General features: G+C 71.4%; 22 protein-coding genes. 10 read left to right on the forward strand and 12 right to left on the reverse strand.

Features of this window, described 5'->3' with window-relative positions; translation table 11 throughout:
* The coding region (locus tag ABZ354_RS21025) for a hypothetical protein (protein WP_358658854.1) at nt 1-187 on the reverse strand (187 nt) is incomplete at its 3' end.
* 184 nt (nt 188-371) lie between these two features.
* On the opposite strand from ABZ354_RS21025, the gene ABZ354_RS21030 reads away from it, so the two are divergent.
* On the forward strand, nt 372-1,292 hold the full coding sequence (locus tag ABZ354_RS21030; protein ID WP_358658856.1) for a DUF4097 family beta strand repeat-containing protein: 921 nt from the start codon (nt 372-374) through the stop codon (nt 1,290-1,292).
* 1 nt (nt 1,293) lies between these two features.
* Nucleotides 1,294-2,328, forward strand: a complete 1,035-nt coding sequence (locus ABZ354_RS21035; RefSeq protein ID WP_358658858.1) for a PadR family transcriptional regulator — start codon at nt 1,294-1,296, stop codon at nt 2,326-2,328.
* Nucleotides 2,329-2,578: 250 nt separating this feature from the next.
* On the opposite strand, the gene ABZ354_RS21040 is transcribed toward ABZ354_RS21035, so the two are convergent.
* From ABZ354_RS21040 to ABZ354_RS21055, 4 genes are all read right to left on the reverse strand, one after another.
* Nucleotides 2,579-3,142, reverse strand: coding sequence for a Clp protease N-terminal domain-containing protein (locus ABZ354_RS21040; protein WP_358658860.1), 564 nt, complete (start codon nt 3,140-3,142; stop codon nt 2,579-2,581).
* Entirely contained in the window at nt 3,142-3,351 is a 210-nt protein-coding gene (locus ABZ354_RS21045; protein WP_014674937.1) for an HTH domain-containing protein, read from the reverse strand. The genes ABZ354_RS21040 and ABZ354_RS21045 overlap by 1 nt, the downstream gene beginning before the upstream one ends.
* A 137-nt stretch (nt 3,352-3,488) precedes the next feature.
* Entirely contained in the window at nt 3,489-4,454 is a 966-nt protein-coding gene (locus ABZ354_RS21050; protein ID WP_358658862.1) for a zinc-binding dehydrogenase, read from the reverse strand.
* Between the two features lie 182 nt (nt 4,455-4,636).
* A complete protein-coding gene (locus ABZ354_RS21055) occupies nt 4,637-5,866 on the reverse strand; it encodes an NADP-dependent malic enzyme (RefSeq protein WP_358658864.1) in 1,230 nt (409 codons plus the stop codon).
* A 713-nt stretch (nt 5,867-6,579) separates the two neighbouring features.
* Between ABZ354_RS21055 and ABZ354_RS21060 the strand changes: the two genes are divergently transcribed.
* From ABZ354_RS21060 to ABZ354_RS21070, 3 genes are read left to right on the forward strand one after another with little or no spacing between them, the layout of a single operon-like run.
* Entirely contained in the window at nt 6,580-7,539 is a 960-nt protein-coding gene (locus ABZ354_RS21060) for an ABC transporter substrate-binding protein (RefSeq protein ID WP_358658866.1), read from the forward strand.
* 31 nt (nt 7,540-7,570) lie between these two features.
* Nucleotides 7,571-8,515, forward strand: a complete 945-nt coding sequence (locus ABZ354_RS21065; RefSeq protein WP_358658868.1) for an amino acid ABC transporter permease — start codon at nt 7,571-7,573, stop codon at nt 8,513-8,515.
* Nucleotides 8,512-9,273, forward strand: coding sequence for an amino acid ABC transporter ATP-binding protein (locus tag ABZ354_RS21070; RefSeq protein WP_358658870.1), 762 nt, complete (start codon nt 8,512-8,514; stop codon nt 9,271-9,273). Before ABZ354_RS21065 ends, ABZ354_RS21070 begins: the two co-directional genes overlap by 4 nt.
* An 88-nt stretch (nt 9,274-9,361) precedes the next feature.
* Here the strand turns inward: ABZ354_RS21070 and ABZ354_RS21075 are convergent, their stop codons facing one another.
* Nucleotides 9,362-10,132 carry a methyltransferase domain-containing protein gene (locus ABZ354_RS21075; RefSeq protein ID WP_358658872.1) on the reverse strand — a complete coding sequence of 257 codons (771 nt, stop codon included), beginning with the start codon at nt 10,130-10,132 and terminating at the stop codon, nt 9,362-9,364.
* Nucleotides 10,133-10,245: 113 nt separating this feature from the next.
* Here ABZ354_RS21075 and ABZ354_RS21080 point away from each other — a divergent pair, with 113 nt between their 5' ends.
* Nucleotides 10,246-10,875: a CGNR zinc finger domain-containing protein gene (locus ABZ354_RS21080; protein WP_358658874.1), complete on the forward strand. Its 630-nt coding sequence runs from the start codon at nt 10,246-10,248 to the stop codon at nt 10,873-10,875.
* Here ABZ354_RS21080 and sodX read toward each other — a convergent pair.
* Nucleotides 10,779-11,225, reverse strand: a complete 447-nt coding sequence (gene sodX / locus ABZ354_RS21085; RefSeq protein WP_358658876.1) for a nickel-type superoxide dismutase maturation protease — start codon at nt 11,223-11,225, stop codon at nt 10,779-10,781. The genes ABZ354_RS21080 and sodX overlap by 97 nt on opposite strands.
* A gap of 155 nt (nt 11,226-11,380) precedes the next feature.
* On the opposite strand from sodX, the gene sodN reads away from it, so the two are divergent.
* The 3 genes from sodN (at nt 11,381) to ABZ354_RS21100 (ending at nt 12,787) form a co-directional block, all read left to right on the forward strand.
* Entirely contained in the window at nt 11,381-11,776 is a 396-nt protein-coding gene (gene sodN, locus ABZ354_RS21090; RefSeq protein ID WP_003992892.1) for a superoxide dismutase, Ni, read from the forward strand.
* A 180-nt stretch (nt 11,777-11,956) separates the two neighbouring features.
* A complete protein-coding gene (locus ABZ354_RS21095) occupies nt 11,957-12,349 on the forward strand; it encodes a helix-turn-helix transcriptional regulator (protein ID WP_358658877.1) in 393 nt (130 codons plus the stop codon).
* A gap of 9 nt (nt 12,350-12,358) precedes the next feature.
* Nucleotides 12,359-12,787, forward strand: coding sequence for a VOC family protein (locus ABZ354_RS21100; protein WP_358658879.1), 429 nt, complete (start codon nt 12,359-12,361; stop codon nt 12,785-12,787).
* A gap of 417 nt (nt 12,788-13,204) precedes the next feature.
* On the opposite strand, the gene ABZ354_RS21105 is transcribed toward ABZ354_RS21100, so the two are convergent.
* From ABZ354_RS21105 to ABZ354_RS21115, 3 genes are all read right to left on the reverse strand, one after another.
* Nucleotides 13,205-14,455, reverse strand: coding sequence for a sigma-70 family RNA polymerase sigma factor (locus ABZ354_RS21105; protein WP_358658881.1), 1,251 nt, complete (start codon nt 14,453-14,455; stop codon nt 13,205-13,207).
* A gap of 7 nt (nt 14,456-14,462) precedes the next feature.
* Entirely contained in the window at nt 14,463-14,879 is a 417-nt protein-coding gene (locus ABZ354_RS21110) for a YciI family protein (RefSeq protein ID WP_358658883.1), read from the reverse strand.
* 145 nt (nt 14,880-15,024) lie between these two features.
* Nucleotides 15,025-15,231 carry a hypothetical protein gene (locus ABZ354_RS21115; protein WP_358658885.1) on the reverse strand — a complete coding sequence of 69 codons (207 nt, stop codon included), beginning with the start codon at nt 15,229-15,231 and terminating at the stop codon, nt 15,025-15,027.
* A 160-nt stretch (nt 15,232-15,391) separates the two neighbouring features.
* Between ABZ354_RS21115 and ABZ354_RS21120 the strand changes: the two genes are divergently transcribed.
* The gene (locus ABZ354_RS21120; RefSeq protein WP_358658887.1) at nt 15,392-15,565 is read left to right on the forward strand and encodes a hypothetical protein; all 174 of its coding nucleotides are present in this window, start codon (nt 15,392-15,394) and stop codon (nt 15,563-15,565) included.
* On the opposite strand, the gene ABZ354_RS21125 is transcribed toward ABZ354_RS21120, so the two are convergent.
* Nucleotides 15,562-16,245, reverse strand: coding sequence for a GNAT family N-acetyltransferase (locus ABZ354_RS21125; RefSeq protein WP_358658889.1), 684 nt, complete (start codon nt 16,243-16,245; stop codon nt 15,562-15,564). The genes ABZ354_RS21120 and ABZ354_RS21125 overlap by 4 nt on opposite strands.
* Before the next feature lie 304 nt (nt 16,246-16,549).
* On the reverse strand, nt 16,550-17,662 hold the full coding sequence (locus ABZ354_RS21130; protein WP_358658891.1) for a family 2 encapsulin nanocompartment cargo protein polyprenyl transferase: 1,113 nt from the start codon (nt 17,660-17,662) through the stop codon (nt 16,550-16,552).
* Between the last annotated feature and the right edge of the window lie 44 nt (nt 17,663-17,706).

Here is a 17,706-nt window from a genome sequence, read left to right on the forward strand (position 1 = left end):
GCGGTCGGCGGTCGGCGGTCGGCGGTCGGCGGTCGGCGGTCGGCGGTCGGCGGTCGGCGGTCGGCGGTCGGCGGTCGGCGGTCGGCGGTCGGCGGTCGGCGGGAACGCGTGACACACGGGTTTCGGAACACGAGAGGGCGAGGAAGTCGGCGAAGACCTCATCGCCCTCTCGTGCGTCTCCGGCCACACGACCCGGGCGACGGACGTCATCTGCAGCCGTGCACCCGGCTCCGCCTCGCCACCTCCACCACCGGAACGGGTGTCTTGACTTTCCCCGTCCGCGATATATCGTGAATACACAGGACGCGATATGGCGTGTCGCGTGTTCCCGGCTGCCCGTGCGGTCCGGTTCGACCCAGGAGGTCTGCACCATGTCCGAGTGGTCCGTCACGGAGCCCGACAAGCTCACCTTCGACGGCTCCGTGAGTGAGCTCCAGGTACGCATCGTCAACGGGACGGTGAACGTCGTGGGGACGGACGAAGGTTCCGCCCGCCTGGAAGTGTCCGCGATCGAGGGCCCGCCCCTGAGAGTGACCCAACAGGGCGGCACGCTCACCGTGGCGTACGAGGACCTGCCCTGGAAGGGCTTCCTGAAGTGGCTGGACCCCAAGGGCTGGCGGCGCAGCGCGGTGATCTCCCTGGCCGTTCCGGCCGACACGCGTGTGGAGGTCGGTGTGGTCGGCGCCGCCGCCGTCGTCTCCGGGATCCGTGGCCGGTCGGTGGTGAAGGGCGTCACCGGCGACACGACTCTCGTCGGCCTGTCCGGCCCGGTGCGCGCGGACACGGTCTCGGGGAACCTGGAGGCTCAGGCGGTGACGGGAGACCTGACCTTCCACTCCGTCTCCGGCGACCTCACGGTGGTCGAGGGCTCCGGCCCCTCCGTGCGGGCCGAGTCGGTCAGCGGCTCCATGATCGTCGACCTCGGCCCGCAGGGCCCCACCGACGTCGGTCTGACCAGCGTCTCCGGTGAGATCGCCATCCGTCTGCCCCACCCCGCGGACGCCGAGGTCGAGGCGAACACCGCGAGCGGGACGATCTCCCACGCTTTCGAAGGCCTCCGGGTGCGCGGCCAGTGGGGCACGCACAAGGTCACCGGCCGCCTCGGCGCGGGCAACGCCCGACTGCGCGCGACCACCGTCTCGGGTTCCATCGCCCTGCTGAGCAGGCCCGCCGGGGAGGACGACGCGCGGGACGCGGGCCCTGGCCGGGGGGACAGTTCCGGCTCCGGCGCCGCCGCCACCGACCCCACCGACGCCCCGGCCGACGGCACGACCGACAAGAAGGTGCTCTGACATGCCTCCCGTCTTCGCCCACGGACGCCTCCGTCTCTACCTGCTGAAGCTGCTCGACGAGGCCCCCCGCCACGGCTACGAGGTGATCCGCCTCCTCGAGGAGCGCTTCCAGGGGCTGTACGCGCCGTCGGCGGGCACCGTCTACCCGCGCCTGGCCAAGCTGGAGGTGGAGGGTCTGGTCACTCACACCAGCGAGGGCGGCCGCAAGGTCTACTCGATCACGGACGCCGGCCGGGCCGAGCTGTCCGACCGCAGCGGCGAGCTGGCCGACCTGGAGCTGGAGATCCGCGAGTCGGTGGCCGAGCTCGCCGCCGAGATAAGAGCGGACGTGCGCGGCGCCGCGGGCGACCTGCGCCGCGAGATGCGGGCGGCGGCCACCGAGGCCCGGCGCGCCTCGACCGCTCACGGCGACAAGGGCACGTCCGCCGCGGACTTTCCCGGGCTCGGCGATCAGGAGTCCTGGCGCGCCGCCAAGGAGGAGTTGCGACGCGTCAAGCAGGAGTGGAAGGAGCAGGCGCGGCGCGCCAAGGACGAAAGCCGCCGGGCGCGTGAGGAGGCCCGGCGGGCGCGACGCCAGGTCAAGGACACGCAGGAGGAGATGCAGCGCATCGCCCGCCGCGTCCAGGAACAGGTGCAGGACCACTTCACCGGGGGCGACTGGCCGACCGGCATGCGCGAGGGCCTGGCGGACCTGGTGAAGGAGTTCGGCGAGTTCGGCAAGGACCTCGGCAAGGATGCCGGCCGGGACCACGCCGACGGCCGCCCCGCCAACGGCGCCGGCGGGCCGCCCCGGGAGCCGGAGTACTCCGACACCCCGGGCGACTTCCCCGCCGAGTACGAACCGGCCTGGGCGCACGACGCCTCCACCGGCGACCCGGCCCGCGACCTGGACCGCCTGCTCGACCGCTTCCGGGACGACATCCGCGACGCGGCCCGCGACCACGGCGTGACGGACGGGCAACTCCGCGACGCCCGGCACCACCTGTCGGCGGCGGCGGCCCGCATAGCGGCGCTGCTGCGTACCCCGAAGTCCTGAGCCGACGACGCCGACCCACCGGCTCGGGCGGGTCTTGTCGTCCGGCCCGCCCGAGCCGGACGACGCCGCCCCGCCGAACCCCCGCCCTGGTCCCACGGCTCACCGGACCCCAGCCCTGATTCCCCCGCCCCTCGGATTCTGACGCGCAACCCCCTCAGCCCACCGAACCCGGCCCACCAAGCCCGCCCACAAGCCGGGCCCGCCGAACTTCAGCCCACCGAACCGAGTTCGAAACCCGGCCCGCCGAACTTCAACCCGCCTTCGCGTGCCCCTCCCCGTAAAGAACTCTGGACACCGACTCGTGGGTCACCCCGTGGTCGGCAAGGACCTCGGCGAGCACCCCCGGGCGTGTGGTCAGCGCCAGCAGGATGTGTTCGTCACCGATGTGCCGGTCCCGGCGCGCGAGCGCGATACGCAGGGCCCTCTCGAGGGTGTCCTTGGCGTCGCGCCCGAAGGTGCGCCGCCCCGACCACCACCCTTTGTCCTTCCGGTCGCCGGCCATCGCGCCCACACCGTGCACCTCCTCCACGCGGGCGACGATCTCAGCGACGTCGATCCCCAGCCCCGCGAGGGCCTCGGCCTCGGCCTGGGACAGGCCGGCGCGGCGCCGCGCCTCGGCGAGTGCCCGGCGTACGGAGTCCCGGCGCTCGGCGAGCCCGAGCGCGGCCAGCGCGAAGGAGGCGCGACTGCCCTCGCGGTCCAGCAGGGCGAGCAGCATGTGCTCGACGTCGACGCTGCTCGCGTCCGCCGCCTCGGCATGCTCGACCGCCCCCCTGACGACGGCGCGGGCGTCCTTCGTGAATCGTTCGAACATCAATGCCTCCCGTACTTCTTGTGCACGGCCTGCCTGCTGACGCCGAGTTCGGCGGCGATCTCCTGCCAGGACCAGCCCTGGTTGCGCGCGCTGCGCACCTGGACGGCCTCCAACTGCTCCAGCAGCCGCCGCAACGCGGCGACGGCCCGCAGCCCGACCCGGGGATCACGATCGCCCGCCCGCTCGGCGAGATCCGTGGCTTCACTCATGCCGTCAACTTACGTTGACACGCCCAGCCTGTCAACCACAGTTGACATGAGAACGGCCGGTCCGAAGCCGGACCGGCCGCCGCAACGCCTCGCGGGCTCAGAAAAGTGAGCTGAGCAGGCAGGCTCAGAAAGGGGGCTCAGGACGTGGTGAGCACGATCTTCCCGAACTGCCCGCCCGCCTCCATGCGTGCGAAACCCTCCCGGGCGCGGTCCAGGGGCAGCACCTCGTCGATGACGGGCCGTACGCCGGTGGCGGCGCAGAAGGACAGCAGGTCCTCCAGCTCGTCCTTGGTGCCCATCGTGGAGCCCACGATTTTGAGCTCCAGGAAGAAGACCCGGGTCAGCTCGGCGTGCGAGGGCCGGTCACCGCTGGTGGCACCGGAGATGACGAGGGTCCCGCCGGGGCGCAGCGACTTCACGGAGTGGGACCAGGTGGCGGCGCCCACCGTCTCGATGACCGCGTCGACCCGCTGCGGCAGCCGGGCGCCCGGTTCCACCGCCGCCACGGCACCGAGCTCCTCGGCCCGCTTCCGCTTGGCCTCGTCCCGGCTGGTGGCGAACATCCGCAGCCCGGCCGCCTTGCCGAGCACGATCGCGGCCGTGGCGACGCCACCGCCCGCGCCCTGCACGAGAACGGAGTCGCCGGGACGTACACCGGCGTTCGTGAAGAGCATCCGATACGCGGTCAGCCAGGCCGTGGGCAGACAGGCGGCCTCTTCGAAGGAGAGTTCCCTCGGCTTGGGCAGCACGTTCCAGGTCGGCACGGCGACCTGCTCGGCGAAGGTGCCCGGGTAACGCTCGGTGAGGATGGAACGGGGCTCCCGGGGGCCGACACCGTGTCCGGTCTGGCCGATCACCGAGTGCAGCACCACCTCGTTGCCGTCCTCGTCGACGCCCGCGGCGTCGCAGCCGAGGATCATCGGCAGCCGGTCCTCGGGAAGGCCGACACCGCGCAGGGACCACAGGTCGTGGTGGTTGAGGGAGGCGGCCCTGACGTTGACGACACTCCATCCGGACCTGGCCTCGGGAGCGGGGCGCTCCCCCAACTCCAGACCGGAGAGCGGCTGGTCACGGTCGATTCGGGCGGCATAGGCAGCGAACATGCCCCGACCCTACGGTTTTGCGCCGGGCCGAAGGAACCACCGGGCCCTGTGACACACGCCCTCTTGCCGGGCGACCGCACGTGCGCCTCGAAGCAGCGGGCAGGAGAAGCGGCCCCGCCCCTGACGGGCGGGGCCACTCGGCCGGCCGGCCGAAGCCGGCCGCGGCCACTCGGCGCCCCAGCTCAGCGCCGCGCGACGCCTTCCGCCCGCGCCGCCGCGGCGACCGCCGCCGTCACGGCCGGGGCGACCCGGTCGTCGAACGGCGACGGGATCACGTAGTCCGCCGCGAGGTCGTCACCGACGACGGCGGCCAGCGCCTCGGCGGCGGCCAGCTTCATGCCCTCGGTGATCCGGGAGGCCCGCACCTGCAGCGCGCCCGCGAAGATGCCCGGGAACGCCAGCACGTTGTTGATCTGGTTCGGGAAGTCGGAACGCCCGGTGGCCACGACCGCCGCGTACTTGTGCGCGACGTCGGGGTGCACCTCGGGATTCGGGTTGGCCATGGCGAACACGAAGGCACCCTCGGCCATGGACGCCACGGCCGGCTCCGGCACCGTACCGCCGGACACGCCGATGAAGACGTCCGCGCCCTTGAGGGCCGACTCCAGCGACCCGGACAGGGCGCCCTTGTTCGTGAACTCGGCCAGTTCCCGCTTGACCGGCGTCAGATCCGCGCGGTCCCGGGAGACGACACCCTTGCGGTCGGCCACCGCGACGTCCCCGATGCCCGCTTCGACCAGCATCCTGGCGATGGCGACACCGGCCGCACCCGCCCCGGAGATCACCGCGCGCAGCTCACCGAGCGAGCGCCCGCTCAGCCGCGCCGCGTTGCGCAGGGCGGCCAGCGTGACGACGGCCGTGCCGTGCTGGTCGTCGTGGAAGACCGGGATGTCCAGCTCCTCCTGGAGCCGGCGCTCGACCTCGAAGCACCGCGGCGCGGAGATGTCCTCGAGGTTCACGCCGCCGAACGAGGGCGCGAGCCGCACCACCGTCTCGACGATCTCGTCGACGTCCGTGCAGTTCAGCGCGATCGGCACCGCGTCGACACCGCCGAACTGCTTGAAAAGGATCGCCTTCCCTTCCATCACCGGAAGGGAGGCCTCGGGCCCGATGTCCCCGAGCCCCAGGACGGCCGTACCGTCCGTCACGACCGCCACGACCGACGACTTCCACGTGTAGTCGTGGACGAGGTCGGGCTCGTCGGCGATCGCGCTGCACACCTTCGCGACGCCGGGCGTGTACGCCAGGGACAGGTCGTCCTTGTCACGGATCGGCACGGTGGCCTGCACAGCCATCTTGCCGCCACGGTGCAGCGCGAACGCCGGGTCGAAGGAATGGAGGGGCTCCGCCCCGCCGTCCAGCCCGGTACTGGCTTCGCTGTCGCTGCGAGGATTGACGATCTCCGCTGCCACTTCGTTTTACCCCTTAGGTATTCACGGTTCGAGGGTTTTCGTTGCCGCTCCTGGTGAGGAGTGGGCGGGCACCGCGCAAGGCCTGGCCGGTGGTGCGAATGGGCCGAACGCGACGGGCGCGCCGCACACGCGCCCTGAGCCCCGGATGAGGGGTGTGAACAACCTTCTTACCGGACGGACCTGGCCCCGGACGAGTCCATTCGGTTCAAGGTCACATGGCGAACTCGTGCCGGAGCCGTACCCGTCGAAACGGGTAACGCCCTCGACACGGATGTTCGTGACATGCCTCATAGGCGCACATCGGGCAAGCTAGCCACCCGGACTTGACAGGGGCTGGAGCGGCCGTCTAACGCACACGGGCCGTCATCCACATCCTGAGATATGCCGCAGATCTTCCGGCCTGGGGGGCAGATGCCCGTAAAGGTTCGGTCGTGATGTGCCGACCTGGTGTGTTTCGGGGGTCACCCGTTATCCGATTTTGACATGGCCGCCCCCCTGAACAGCGCAGTCCGAATGGCAAGATGCCGTAATCACACGAGGTCGCGACACTCGAAGGTGTGTATGCGTGTCGACAGCACGGCTCGGCAGCACATCAATGGCACGTCGACCCTCGTTGTACCCCTGTCGACACGCGTCGATCACGGTGGCCGCCGAACCCATCGACGGTCGCCCGCCCCATCGGCAACTCCACCCATCCGCCGGAGGAACCCACCATGGCCGCAAGCTCCACCCGTCGTACGACCGCCGCGCACTCCCGGCTAGCAGCGGTCGGTGCGATCGCGGTCGCAGGCACCCTGCTGCTCACCGGATGCGGTGACCAGACCAAGGACAACAGCTCGGACTCCGACACGCCGAAGACCTCCTCGGCTCCGCTGGCCGACAGGCTTCCGCAGTCGGTCCGCGACAAGGGCGTCATCAAGGTCGGTTCCGACATCTCCTACGCCCCCGTCGAGTTCAAGGACGGCTCCGGCAAGACGGTCGGCATCGACCCCGACCTGGCCGCGGCCATGGGCAAGCAGCTCGGCGTGACGTTCGAGTTCGAGAACGGCACCTTCGACACGCTGATCACGGGTCTGCGCTCCAAGCGGTACGACATCGCCATGTCCGCGATGACCGACACCAAGGACCGCCAGGAGGGTGTCGACTCCGAGACCGGCAAGAAGGTCGGCGAGGGCGTCGACTTCCTCGACTACTTCACCGCCGGTGTCTCGCTCTACACCCAGAAGGGTGACGACCAGGGCATCAAGACCTGGTCCGACGTGTGCGGCAAGAAGATCGTGCTGCAGCGCGGCACCGTCTCCGAGGACCTCGCCAAGGCCGAGTCGAAGAAGTGCCCGGCCGGCAAGAAGATCAAGATCGAGTCCTTCGACAACGACCAGCAGGCCCAGACCCGGCTGCGCGGCGGCGGCGCCGACGCCGGTTCGTCCGACTTCCCGGTCGCCGCGTACGCCGTGAAGAACTCCGGCGGCGGCAAGGACTTCCAGCTGGTCGGCGAGCAGGTCGAGGCCGCTCCGTACGGCATCGCGGTCGCCAAGGACAACACCGAGCTGCGGGACGCCCTCAAGGCCGCGCTGGACGCCGTGATCGCGAACGGCGAGTACAAGAAGATCATGGACAAGTGGGGCGTCGCCGAGGGCGCCGTCGAGGCGGCCACCATCAACGGCGGCAAGTGACCGCGCGAGCGGGCACCGAAAGGCAACACCCGTGACTGCTGACATCGACAAGACGACGGGACCGGCGGACACGCCCCCGGCCGGACCGGAGGCCATCAAGGCCGTCCCGGTCCGGCACTACGGGCGCTACGTCTCCGCCCTCGTCACTCTGGCCCTGCTGGCCGGAGTCATCTACGCGTTCTCCCAGGGCAAGATCAGCTGGGGCACCATCCCGGACTACTTCTTCGACGACCGGGTCCTCGACGGCGTCGGCAAGACGCTCCTGATCACCGTCCTGGCCATGACGATCGGCATCGTCGGCGGCATCCTGCTCGCCGTCATGCGCCTGTCGAAGAACCCGGTGACCTCGTCCATCGCGTGGTTCTACATCTGGTTCTTCCGCGGTACCCCGGTCCTGGTGCAGCTGATCGTCTGGTTCAACCTGGGCCTGGTCTTCGAGTACATCAACCTCGGGCCGTTCTACAAGGACGAGTGGTCGGACTTCATGACCCCGTTCCTGACGGCGCTGCTGGGCCTCGGCCTCAACGAGGCCGCGTACATGGCGGAGATCTGCCGTGCCGGTCTGCTCGCGGTCGACGAGGGCCAGACGGAGGCGGCGCACGCGCTCGGCATGAGCCACGCCAAGACGCTGCGCCGCATCGTCATCCCGCAGGCGATGCGCGTGATCGTGCCGCCGACGGGCAACGAGGTCATCAACATGCTGAAGACGACCTCGCTGGTCTCGGTCGTCCAGTACCCCGAGCTGTTGCGCGCCGCCCAGGACATCGGCCAGACCTCGGGCGCCCCGGCCGAGATGCTGTTCCTGGCGGCTGCCTGGTACCTGCTGCTGACCTCGGTCTTCAGCATCGGCCAGTACTACCTGGAGCGCTACTACGCCCGCGGCTCCAGCCGCAGCCTGCCGGCGACGCCGTGGCAGAAGGTCAGGGCGAACATGCTGTCCCTGTCGAACCGACGCAAGGCGGGAGGTGCCGCATGAGCGCCATGGTCAAGGCCGAGGGCGTCCACAAGTCCTTCGGCCCCGTCGAGGTCCTCAAGGGCATCGACCTGGAGGTGAAGACCGGCGAGGTGTTCTGCCTCATCGGCCCCTCCGGCTCCGGCAAGTCGACCTTCCTCCGGTGCATCAACCACCTCGAGAAGATCAACGCGGGCCGGCTGTACGTCGACGGCGAGCTGGTCGGCTACCGCCAGAGGGGCGACAAGCTGCACGAGCTGAAGGACAGCGAGGTCGCGCTGAAGCGCCGGGACATCGGCATGGTCTTCCAGCGGTTCAACCTGTTCCCGCACATGACGGCCGTGGAGAACGTCATGGAGGCTCCCGTCCAGGTCAAGGGCGTGAGCAGGGCGCAGGCGAGGGAGCGCGCGACGCAGCTCCTGGAGCGCGTGGGCCTGGCCGACAAGGCCGGGAACTACCCCTCGCAGCTCTCCGGCGGCCAGCAGCAGCGCGTCGCGATCGCCCGCGCGCTGGCGATGGACCCGAAGCTGATGCTCTTCGACGAGCCGACCTCCGCGCTCGACCCGGAGCTGGTCGGCGACGTCCTGGACGTCATGCGCGACCTGGCCGAGTCCGGCATGACGATGGTGGTCGTCACCCACGAGATGGGCTTCGCCCGCGAGGTGGGCGACAGCCTGGTCTTCATGGACGACGGCGTGGTGGTCGAGTCGGGCAACCCGCGCGACGTACTGACCAACCCGCGGCACGAGCGGACCCAGTCGTTCCTGTCGAAGGTGCTCTGAGGTCCTTTGGCGAAGGTCTTTTCAGGCCAGTGACGAGGAGGGGCGGTACGGAATCCCGTACCGCCCCTCCCGCCATACCGGCCGGCGACTACTTCACGGCCAGCAGCAGCGTGTCCGAGGGGGACGCCCACACGGACCTGACCTCCCCGAATCCCTTCTCCCGCAGCACGCGCGCGTGCCACGCCGGGGACGGCATGTCGCCGTCGGAATGCGCACCGTAGATCTCGTGACGGCGGGCGGTCGGCGCGGCGAGGACCGGGTCCTTGGCGGCGAGCTGCCACCATTCGGCCCAGTCGAGGGCACCGTCCTGCTTGGCCTGTTCCATGCGCGCGTGCCGCTGCGCGCTCTCCGCCGCGTTGATCCGGGGCGTCGACTCGTCGATCATTTCGTCCGCGTTCATGAAGACACCGCCGTCGCGGACGAGCTCCGCGACCTGACCGTAGAGGGCCGCGAGGGGTTCGCTCTGCAGCCAGTGCAGGGCCGTGGCGGTCAGGACGGCGTCGTACGTGTCGTACGGCAGCCCGGCCGGCCAGGCCGGGTCCTTCAGGTCGGCGGTGACGAGGGTGACGCGGTCGTCTCCGGCGAAGGTGCCCTCGGCGATGGCGAGCAGCGCCGGGTCGAGGTCGACGCCGGTGCTGGTGGCCTGCGGGAACCGCGCGAGCACCCGGGCGGTGATACTGCCTGTTCCGCACGCGAGGTCGAGCACCCGCGGTGCGGGGCCGACGAGGGCCTCCAGCATGTCGAGCATGATCCGGAACCGTTCCTCGCGGTCCGGCATGTACCACTCCTGCTGCCGGTCCCAGCTCTCCTGCCAGGCCCGCCAGTCGGCACCGGTGGTGGTGATGTCCGCGTCCGTCATCGATCCCCTCTTCGCGTCCGCCACGCAAGACCCTCCAGGTAATACCCTGGAAGCACGATCGTCTGTTACTCGACCGCAGGCACGACCATAAAGCCCCGCCGTAAGGACTACAAGTGGAACTGGCCTATTACTCGGATTACGCCGTACGTCTCGTCAACACCGAGGAACCGGCGCGGGGCAAGGACGTGCTGACCTCGATCCAGTCCGTGCGTGACCTGTTCCGCGGCAACCATTCGGCGGCCCGCCGCGCCGCCGAGGCGGACGTGACCCGGTTCCGCTCGGTCCGCGCCCGGCTGCGGTCGGTCTTCGAGGCGGCGGACCAGGGCGACGAGACCCTCGCCGTGGACCTCCTGAACTCCCTGCTGCTGGAGTTCCCCGTCAGCCCGCAGATCTCCGGGCACGACTTCCGCGACGACGACGGGCGCCCCCTGTGGCACATGCACCTGGCGGACCACCCGTCCAACGCGACCGCCGGTTACGCGGCCATCGCGGCGATGGGCCTGGCCTTCCACCTCACCGAGTACGGCGTGGACCGTCTCGGCCTGTGCGAGGCGGCGCCGTGCCGCAACGCCTATCTGGACACCTCCACCAACCGCTCCCGGCGCTACTGCTCGGACCGCTGCGCCACCCGCGCCAACGTGGCCGCCTACCGCGCCCGCAAACGCCTGGAGGCGGACCGGTCGGGGAAGACCGGCCTGGCCGCCGAGAGCACCCAGCGCACCAGCGCGAGCGGCGAGCGCTGACCGGCCCGGCGCGGCCGGTACCGGAACCGCACCCGGCCGAGCACCAGTTCCTCCGGTACGACGCCGAAGTCGGTGCTGTCGCCGCCCGCGTAGGCGTTGTCGCCGAGCACCCACCAGCCGCCCTCGCGCCGCTCCGCCGCACGCTTGACCACGAGCAGGTCCTGCTGGAACGGGTGGCGCAGCACGACGACGTCCCCGGGCCGGACCCCGGCCCCCCAGTGCACCAGGAGCCGGTCACCGTGGTGCAGCGTTGGCACCATGGACGGCCCGGTCACCTCGGCGGGCCCGAACGGCAGCAGCCCTTTCACTCGCTCGGTCTCCCGCGACGACCCCTGCAACGACTCCGGCATCACCGGACACCTCCGCTTCTTCTCCACCAGTCCCAGTCTCGCCCCGGAGCCTCACCCCGGACTTTTGTCCCGAGCCCTCGGGGGCACTCGCGAAATCCCCTCGCTCACGGAGTAATGTCCCCCGTGAGAAGACGATCACGAGGAAGGAACGCTGCATGCTTTCCCGCCTGTTTGCCCCCAAGGTCAAGGTCAGCGCCCACTGCGACCTGCCCTGCGGCGTGTACGACCCGGCCCAGGCCCGCATCGAGGCGGAGTCGGTGAAGGCCGTCCAGGAAAAGATGGCCGGCAACGACGACCCGCACTTCCAGGCGCGCGCCACAGTCATCAAGGAGCAGCGTGCCGAGCTCGCGAAGCACCACGTCTCCGTGCTGTGGAGCGACTACTTCAAGCCGCCGCACTTCGAGAAGTACCCCGAGCTGCACCAGCTGGTCAACGACACGCTGAAGGCCCTCTCCGCCGCCAAGGGTTCCACGGACCCGGCGACGGGCCAGAAGGCGCTGGACTACATCGCCCAGATCGACAAGATCTTCTGGGAGACGAAGAAGGCCTGACCCGCGCGTCGGCCCCGTCCGGTCGGCGATCGGTGCACCATCGCGGACCTCGGGTTTCCCGGAGGGGCCCGGCCGGTTTTCCCCGGCCGGGCCCCTCCGTCGTTCGTCCACAGCCGTTTGTCCACAGCCGTTTGTCCACAGGCCCCGCCCGCCGTCCGGCCCTCGTGCGACCCTGGCGGGGTGAGTGTCGAGGACCTGGTCCGGCTGCGGCGGGCCCGTGACCGGATGGACCGTGAGTACGCCGAGCAGCTCGACGTCGCCGCACTGGCGCGTACGGCGCTGATGTCGCCGGGCCACTTCCAGCGCAGCTTCCGCGCGGCGTTCGGCGAGACGCCGTACGGTTATCTGATGACCCGCCGAGTGGAGCGGGCCAAGGCTCTGCTGCGGCGCGGGGACATGACGGTGACGGAGGTGTGCATGGCGGTGGGGTGTACGTCACTGGGGTCGTTCAGCTCGCGTTTCACGCGGCTGGTCGGTGAGACGCCGAGCGCCTACCGGGCCCGCCGGCACGAGGCGGGCGCGGTGGTCCCGGCGTGCGTGGCCCGTACGTTCACGCGGCCGAGACGGGCGTAGCGTGCCGCCATGGATGCGAGAACCGACGTGAAACTCTCGACGTGCTTCGTCGCCGTCGACGACCACGACAAGGCCCTGGCCTTCTACCGGGACGTGCTGGGCCTGGAGGTCCGTAACGACGTCGGCTTCGAGGGGATGCGCTGGGTGACCGTCGGCTCACCCCTGCAACCGGATGTGGAGATCGTGCTGGAACCGCCGGCCGCGAATCCGGACGCCTCCCCCGCCGACCGTCAGGCCATGGCGGAGCTGCTGGCCAAGGGCATGCTGCGCGGCGTCATCTTCACCACCGAGAACTGCGACGCGCTGTACGCCCGGGTCCGCGAGGCGGGCGCCGACGTGATCCAGGAGCCGACCGACCAGCCGTACGGCGTGCGGGACTGCGCCTTCCGCGACCCGGCCGGGAACATGCTGCGGTTCGTGGAGCGGACGGGCACCTGACAATCCCGGCCCGGGGAGGGGCGCCGGGGGCCTGTTCCGGCGCGGACGCGCACGCGACGGCGGCCCGTGTCGCCACGTCGCTGCCGTGGTCGCCGACGCCGTAGTGGCCGCTGTCGTGGTCCTCGGGCGGGCAGGGCTCCCGTACTCGCTGCAGGGGTGGTCCGGCTCACCGCGCTGCCGGCCGTGCTGGTCCTCCGGCGCGGTCGTGTCCCCCAGCCGCAGGGTGCGACGGCCGACGCATCGGCATACAAACGGCTCCGCCTCGTCCGCCACCCCCGACACCCCCGACACCCCCGACACCCACGGAAACGGCCCACCACCACGTCCGACGCCACACCGTGCGACGTTTTGGTTCGCTTCCGTCACCCCCGTCCCTCCCTGGCCGGCAGCCGCGCGGACCTCGCGCCGCGGCCTGATTCACGGCCCGCGTCTCCGTCCGCTCCCGGCCCGTCCGAGGCGGGCCGCTCGGGCGTGGAGGTAGCGCTGTTCGGGCCGGCTGAGGGTCTGGGACGCGGCCGACTCGTAGGCGGTGCGGGCCGCTTCGAGCTCCCCGGCGCGTTCCAGGAGGTGCGCGCGGACCGCGGTCGGCCGGTGGCCCGTGTACACGTCGGCCAAGGCGGCCAGTTCGGCCAGCCCCGCGCGCGGGCCGTGCACCATCGCCACGGCCACGGCCCGGTTGAGGCGCTCCACCGGCCCGGGCACCATGCGTACCAGGACGTCGTAGAGGCCGAGGATCTCGGGCCAGTCGGTCGCTGCGGCGGTCGGCGCCTCGGCGTGCACGGCGGCGATGGCCGCGCGCAGCTGGTAGGGGCCGGGGCGGGCCTTCGACAGAGCCCTCGTCACGAGCGCGGCGCCCTCCTCGATCGCCTCCCTGTCCCACCGGTCGCGGTCCTGTTCGTCGAGGGGCACCAGTTCGCCGTGCGGTCCGGTGCGCGCGTCGCGGCGGGCGTCGGTGAGCAGCATCAGGGCGAGCAGACCCGCCACTTCGGCGTCGTCCGGGAGCAGCCGGTGCACCTGGCCGGTGAGCCGGATCGCCTCGCGGGCCAGGTCACGGCGCTGGAGATGCGCCCCGGACGTCGCCGTATGGCCCTCGTTGAAGATCAGGTACAGGGTGTGCAGGACGGCGGGCAGCCGCTGCTCCCAGTGGTCGGGGCGCCCGAAGCGGACGCCGCGCACCTTCTGCTTGGCCCGGCTGATGCGCTGCGCCATCGTCGCCTCGGGGACGAGGTGGGCGCGCGCGATCTCCGCGGTCGTCAGGCCGCCGACGGCACGCAGGGTGAGCGCGATCTGTGCCGGTGGGGTCAGGTCCGGATGGCAGCACAGGAAGAGCAGGGAGAGCGTGTCGTCCTCGCACGGGACGCGCCCGGCGCCGGGTGGCGGGGCCGTGAAAGCGTCGCGCGGGCCGAGCGCCGCCGCCCTCTCCTCGCGCCGCCTGCGTGCCTGCTCGTTGCGCAGCGCGTCCGTCAGCCGCCGCGAGGCCACCTTGATGAGCCAGCCGCGTGGGTTGTCCGGGACACCGGCCGAGGGCCACTGCCCGGCGGCCGCGAGCAGCGCCTCCTGTACGGCGTCCTCGGCGGCGTCGAAGTGCCCGTAACGCCTGACCAGCGCACCGAGAACCTGCGGCGCGTGTCTGCGCAGCAGGTCCTCGACATGGGTCGTACGTCGCACCGGGCGCTCAGCAGAGGTCTCCGGCGCCGTCCATGATCGGCCGGATCACCACCGGGTAGTCCGGCGCGCTGGCGGGCTGGGGGCAGCGGGTCACCCGCTCGGCGATCTCCGTGACGCGCTCCAGGCTCTCGCACTCCAGGATCCAGAAGCCCGCCAGGAGTTCCTTGGTCTCCCCGTACGGCCCGTCCGTGACCACGCTCTTGCCGTCCGTGCCGAGCCCGACGTGCCGGGTCCGGGCGGGCTCGGCCAGGCCGTGTCCGGTGACGAGCTCGCCCGACTCGGCCAGGTCGTCGTTGAGGGCGTTCATGTAGGCGTACATCGTCTGAAGCTCTTGTTCGCCCCAGGCCGGCGACGTGTCCGACACCTTGCCGCGCATCGCGTCGTAATCCGCCTGCGCGCCCTGCACCATGACCAGGTACTTCATCGTCCGCTCCTTCGCTTCGACCCGCCCCGCGCGGGCGGCTTGCACAAGGGACGTCGGAGCCGGCTCGGCGTTCTCGACAGAGCTTCGGACAATTCCTGGGCCCGGGGAACTTCGGGGCCGCAGGGCATCGGGGGCCTCGATGACCTCAGGGCCTTTTCGCGACGTGACTCACGAACCGCTGCTCGCGGCGCTCACCGCTTTCGGTCTCGTCGCCGGGATACGCCTCGCACTCGGGGTTCCGGCAGGGCCCGGAAACCCACACCGGGACCCATGCGCCCAGCGTCTTGTGGCGCCGGACGACCTGTTCGACGGCCTTCCCGCAGACGGGACACGCGTTCTTCTCGCTGTCCATGCTCCCAGCGTAGGCCGACCGGGACGCCCGTGCGCCCGCTGTACGTCCGCCCTACCGCTGTACGTCGGCGTTCGGCCTGGCCCTGGCCCTGGTCCTGGCCCCTGGCCTTGGCCCTGCTGAGCCTGCGGGCGTCTGGAGGGACCCGCTCCAGGGTGTGGCCATGCCGATCGATGTGCTGGAGCGGATCGTGGCGACGGTCGTGCCGGAGGACCGCCGTCCGCCCGTCGCGGGCACCTGGGCGATCCCCCCGGGCCCCGGCCCCGCCCGAGGCCTCCACGCCGGCGCCCCCGGCCCCCATGCCTCCGGGACCTCGGCGCGCGCCCGGTGCCGCTAGTGCGGCTGGTGCGGCTGGGGCGGCTGGGGCTCGCGCCACATCGGCCACATCAGCGGCCCGTCCGGCAGTTGCAGCGCCGTGCCGGTGAACTCGAAGCCGAGCCGCTCGTACAGCTCCTTGCTGCGGGCACTGCTCGCCTCCAGGTAGGCGGCCAGCCCTTCGCGGTCGCAGCGGTCCAGTACCGCACCGATGAGCACGCTGCCGAGTCCCTCGCCCTGCCGGTCCGGGGCCACCCCGATCATCCACAGGTACTCGTGGGCGCGGCCCGAGGGGTGGATGCCCGCCGTGAGCCGCCCGATCAGCTCGACGCGCTCGTTGTCCGGGTCGACGGCCTCCCGTATCCGCGCGAAATCGTCCTTGTCCTGCGCACCCGCAGTCCCCTGCTCGACCGCGGGCACCTGCTCGACCGGGTGAATCTGCTCACCTGCGGCCTCGTGCTCCTCCCGCGCCGGTACGGACAGCCACAGCGCGCAGGCGGAACCGTCCTCCGTGATGTCGACGTACCCCTCGGCCAGCGCCGCGTCGGTGAACGCGGCCATGAGCCGGTGGTGCGTCGCACGGCGGTACTCGGCACCGGGGAAGACCCAACTGCTCACCGGGTCGCTCTGGAAGGCCTCGTCCAGCAACCGGACGACCTGCTCCCGGTCGTTCTCCCCCGCCCTGCGTACGCCCACGCCCATGTCCTGCCCTTTCGACTCAACCGCTGTCGGTCCTGCGGCCGTTGCAGCCTAGTCGGTGGGGTGGGCGGGCCCCGCACACCGTGGGGAAGTGCGGGACCCGCAGGGCGGGAGCCACCGGCCGTCGTGCGGGGTCAGGAGCCGCACGGCGCCGGTGGCTCCGGAGCCTGGCTGAAGTGCCGTCCGGTGTCCTTCTTTCCTTCCGCCGCTTCCTGCCCTCTTCGGGCCCGCTTCCCCCGTCTCCGTCCGGTCTTGTCTCGATCCCCCCTGTCTCCTGTCTCTCACCCGACTGTCTTTCACCCGACGGTCACCTGGTGCGGCGGGTCACGAACTCGGCCAGCGTGAGGAGCCCGCCCGCCGATTCCGGGTCCGGTACCGCACGCGTCAGCGCCTCCACGGCCCGGCTCATCCGTTCGGCCGCCTCGGCCTGGGCCCAGTCCCGGCCACCCGCGCGTTCCACGGCCCGCGCGATGGCGTCGATGCCCTCCTTCTCGCACGGCGCCGCATAGAGCGCGGCGAGCTCGCCACCCGCCGGGGTGCCCGAGGTGAGCGCGGCGACCACCGGCAGCGACTTCTTGCGAACCGCCAGGTCCGCCCCCGCCGGCTTGCCGGTGCACCGCGGGTCACCCCAGATGCCGATCACGTCGTCGATCAGCTGGAACGCGAGACCGGCCTGCCGGCCGAACGCGTCCAGCGCCGCCACGTCCTCGCCGTCGACGCCCGCGTACAGCGCGCCCAGCGCACACGCGCACCCGAGCAGCGCGCCCGTCTTGGACTCGGCCATGGCCAGCACCTCGTGGAGGGTGACGTCCCTCGGGGCGCGGCGCTCCAGCGCCGTGTCCGCCTGCTGGCCCTCGCACAGCTCCAGCACGCAGTCGGCGAGCCGGACGGCGGCCGCCGACGACGCGGGATGGGAGTCCTCGGCGAGCAGCCGCAGTGCCAGGGCCTGCAGGGCGTCCCCGGTGACGATGGCACCCGCGTCGCCGAACACGGTCCACGCGGTGGGCCGGTGCCGTCGGGTGGCGTCCCGGTCCATCACGTCGTCGTGCAGCAGTGTGAAGTTGTGGATGAGCTCCACGGCCACGGCCGCCCGCACGGCCGCCGCCCGCGCCCCGGACCCGCCGAGCGCCGACGCGGCGGTCAGGACGAGCGCGGGCCGTACCGCCTTGCCCGTGTTGCCCTGCGCCGGTCTGCCTTCGGCGTCCTCCCAGCCGAAGTGGTAGAGGGCGACGCGCCGCACGGTGGCGGGCAGGGTCATGAGGGCCGCCCGCAGCGCGGGATCGACCATCGCCCTGGCCCGCTCCAGGATCACCACCGCTTCCTGCGCGTCGGACGGCTCCGCGCACCCCGCCGCTTCGTGTGCCACGACGGGACTCCGCCTCTCGCACGCCCCGAGGGGACACTCCGTCGTCTCCGTCATGAACACACCCCCTGGGCCCGCCGACCGGGCACACGGACGGCGGC

The sequence above is a fragment of the Streptomyces sp. NPDC005925 genome (assembly GCF_040638805.1).
GTDB lineage: Bacteria > Actinomycetota > Actinomycetes > Streptomycetales > Streptomycetaceae > Streptomyces.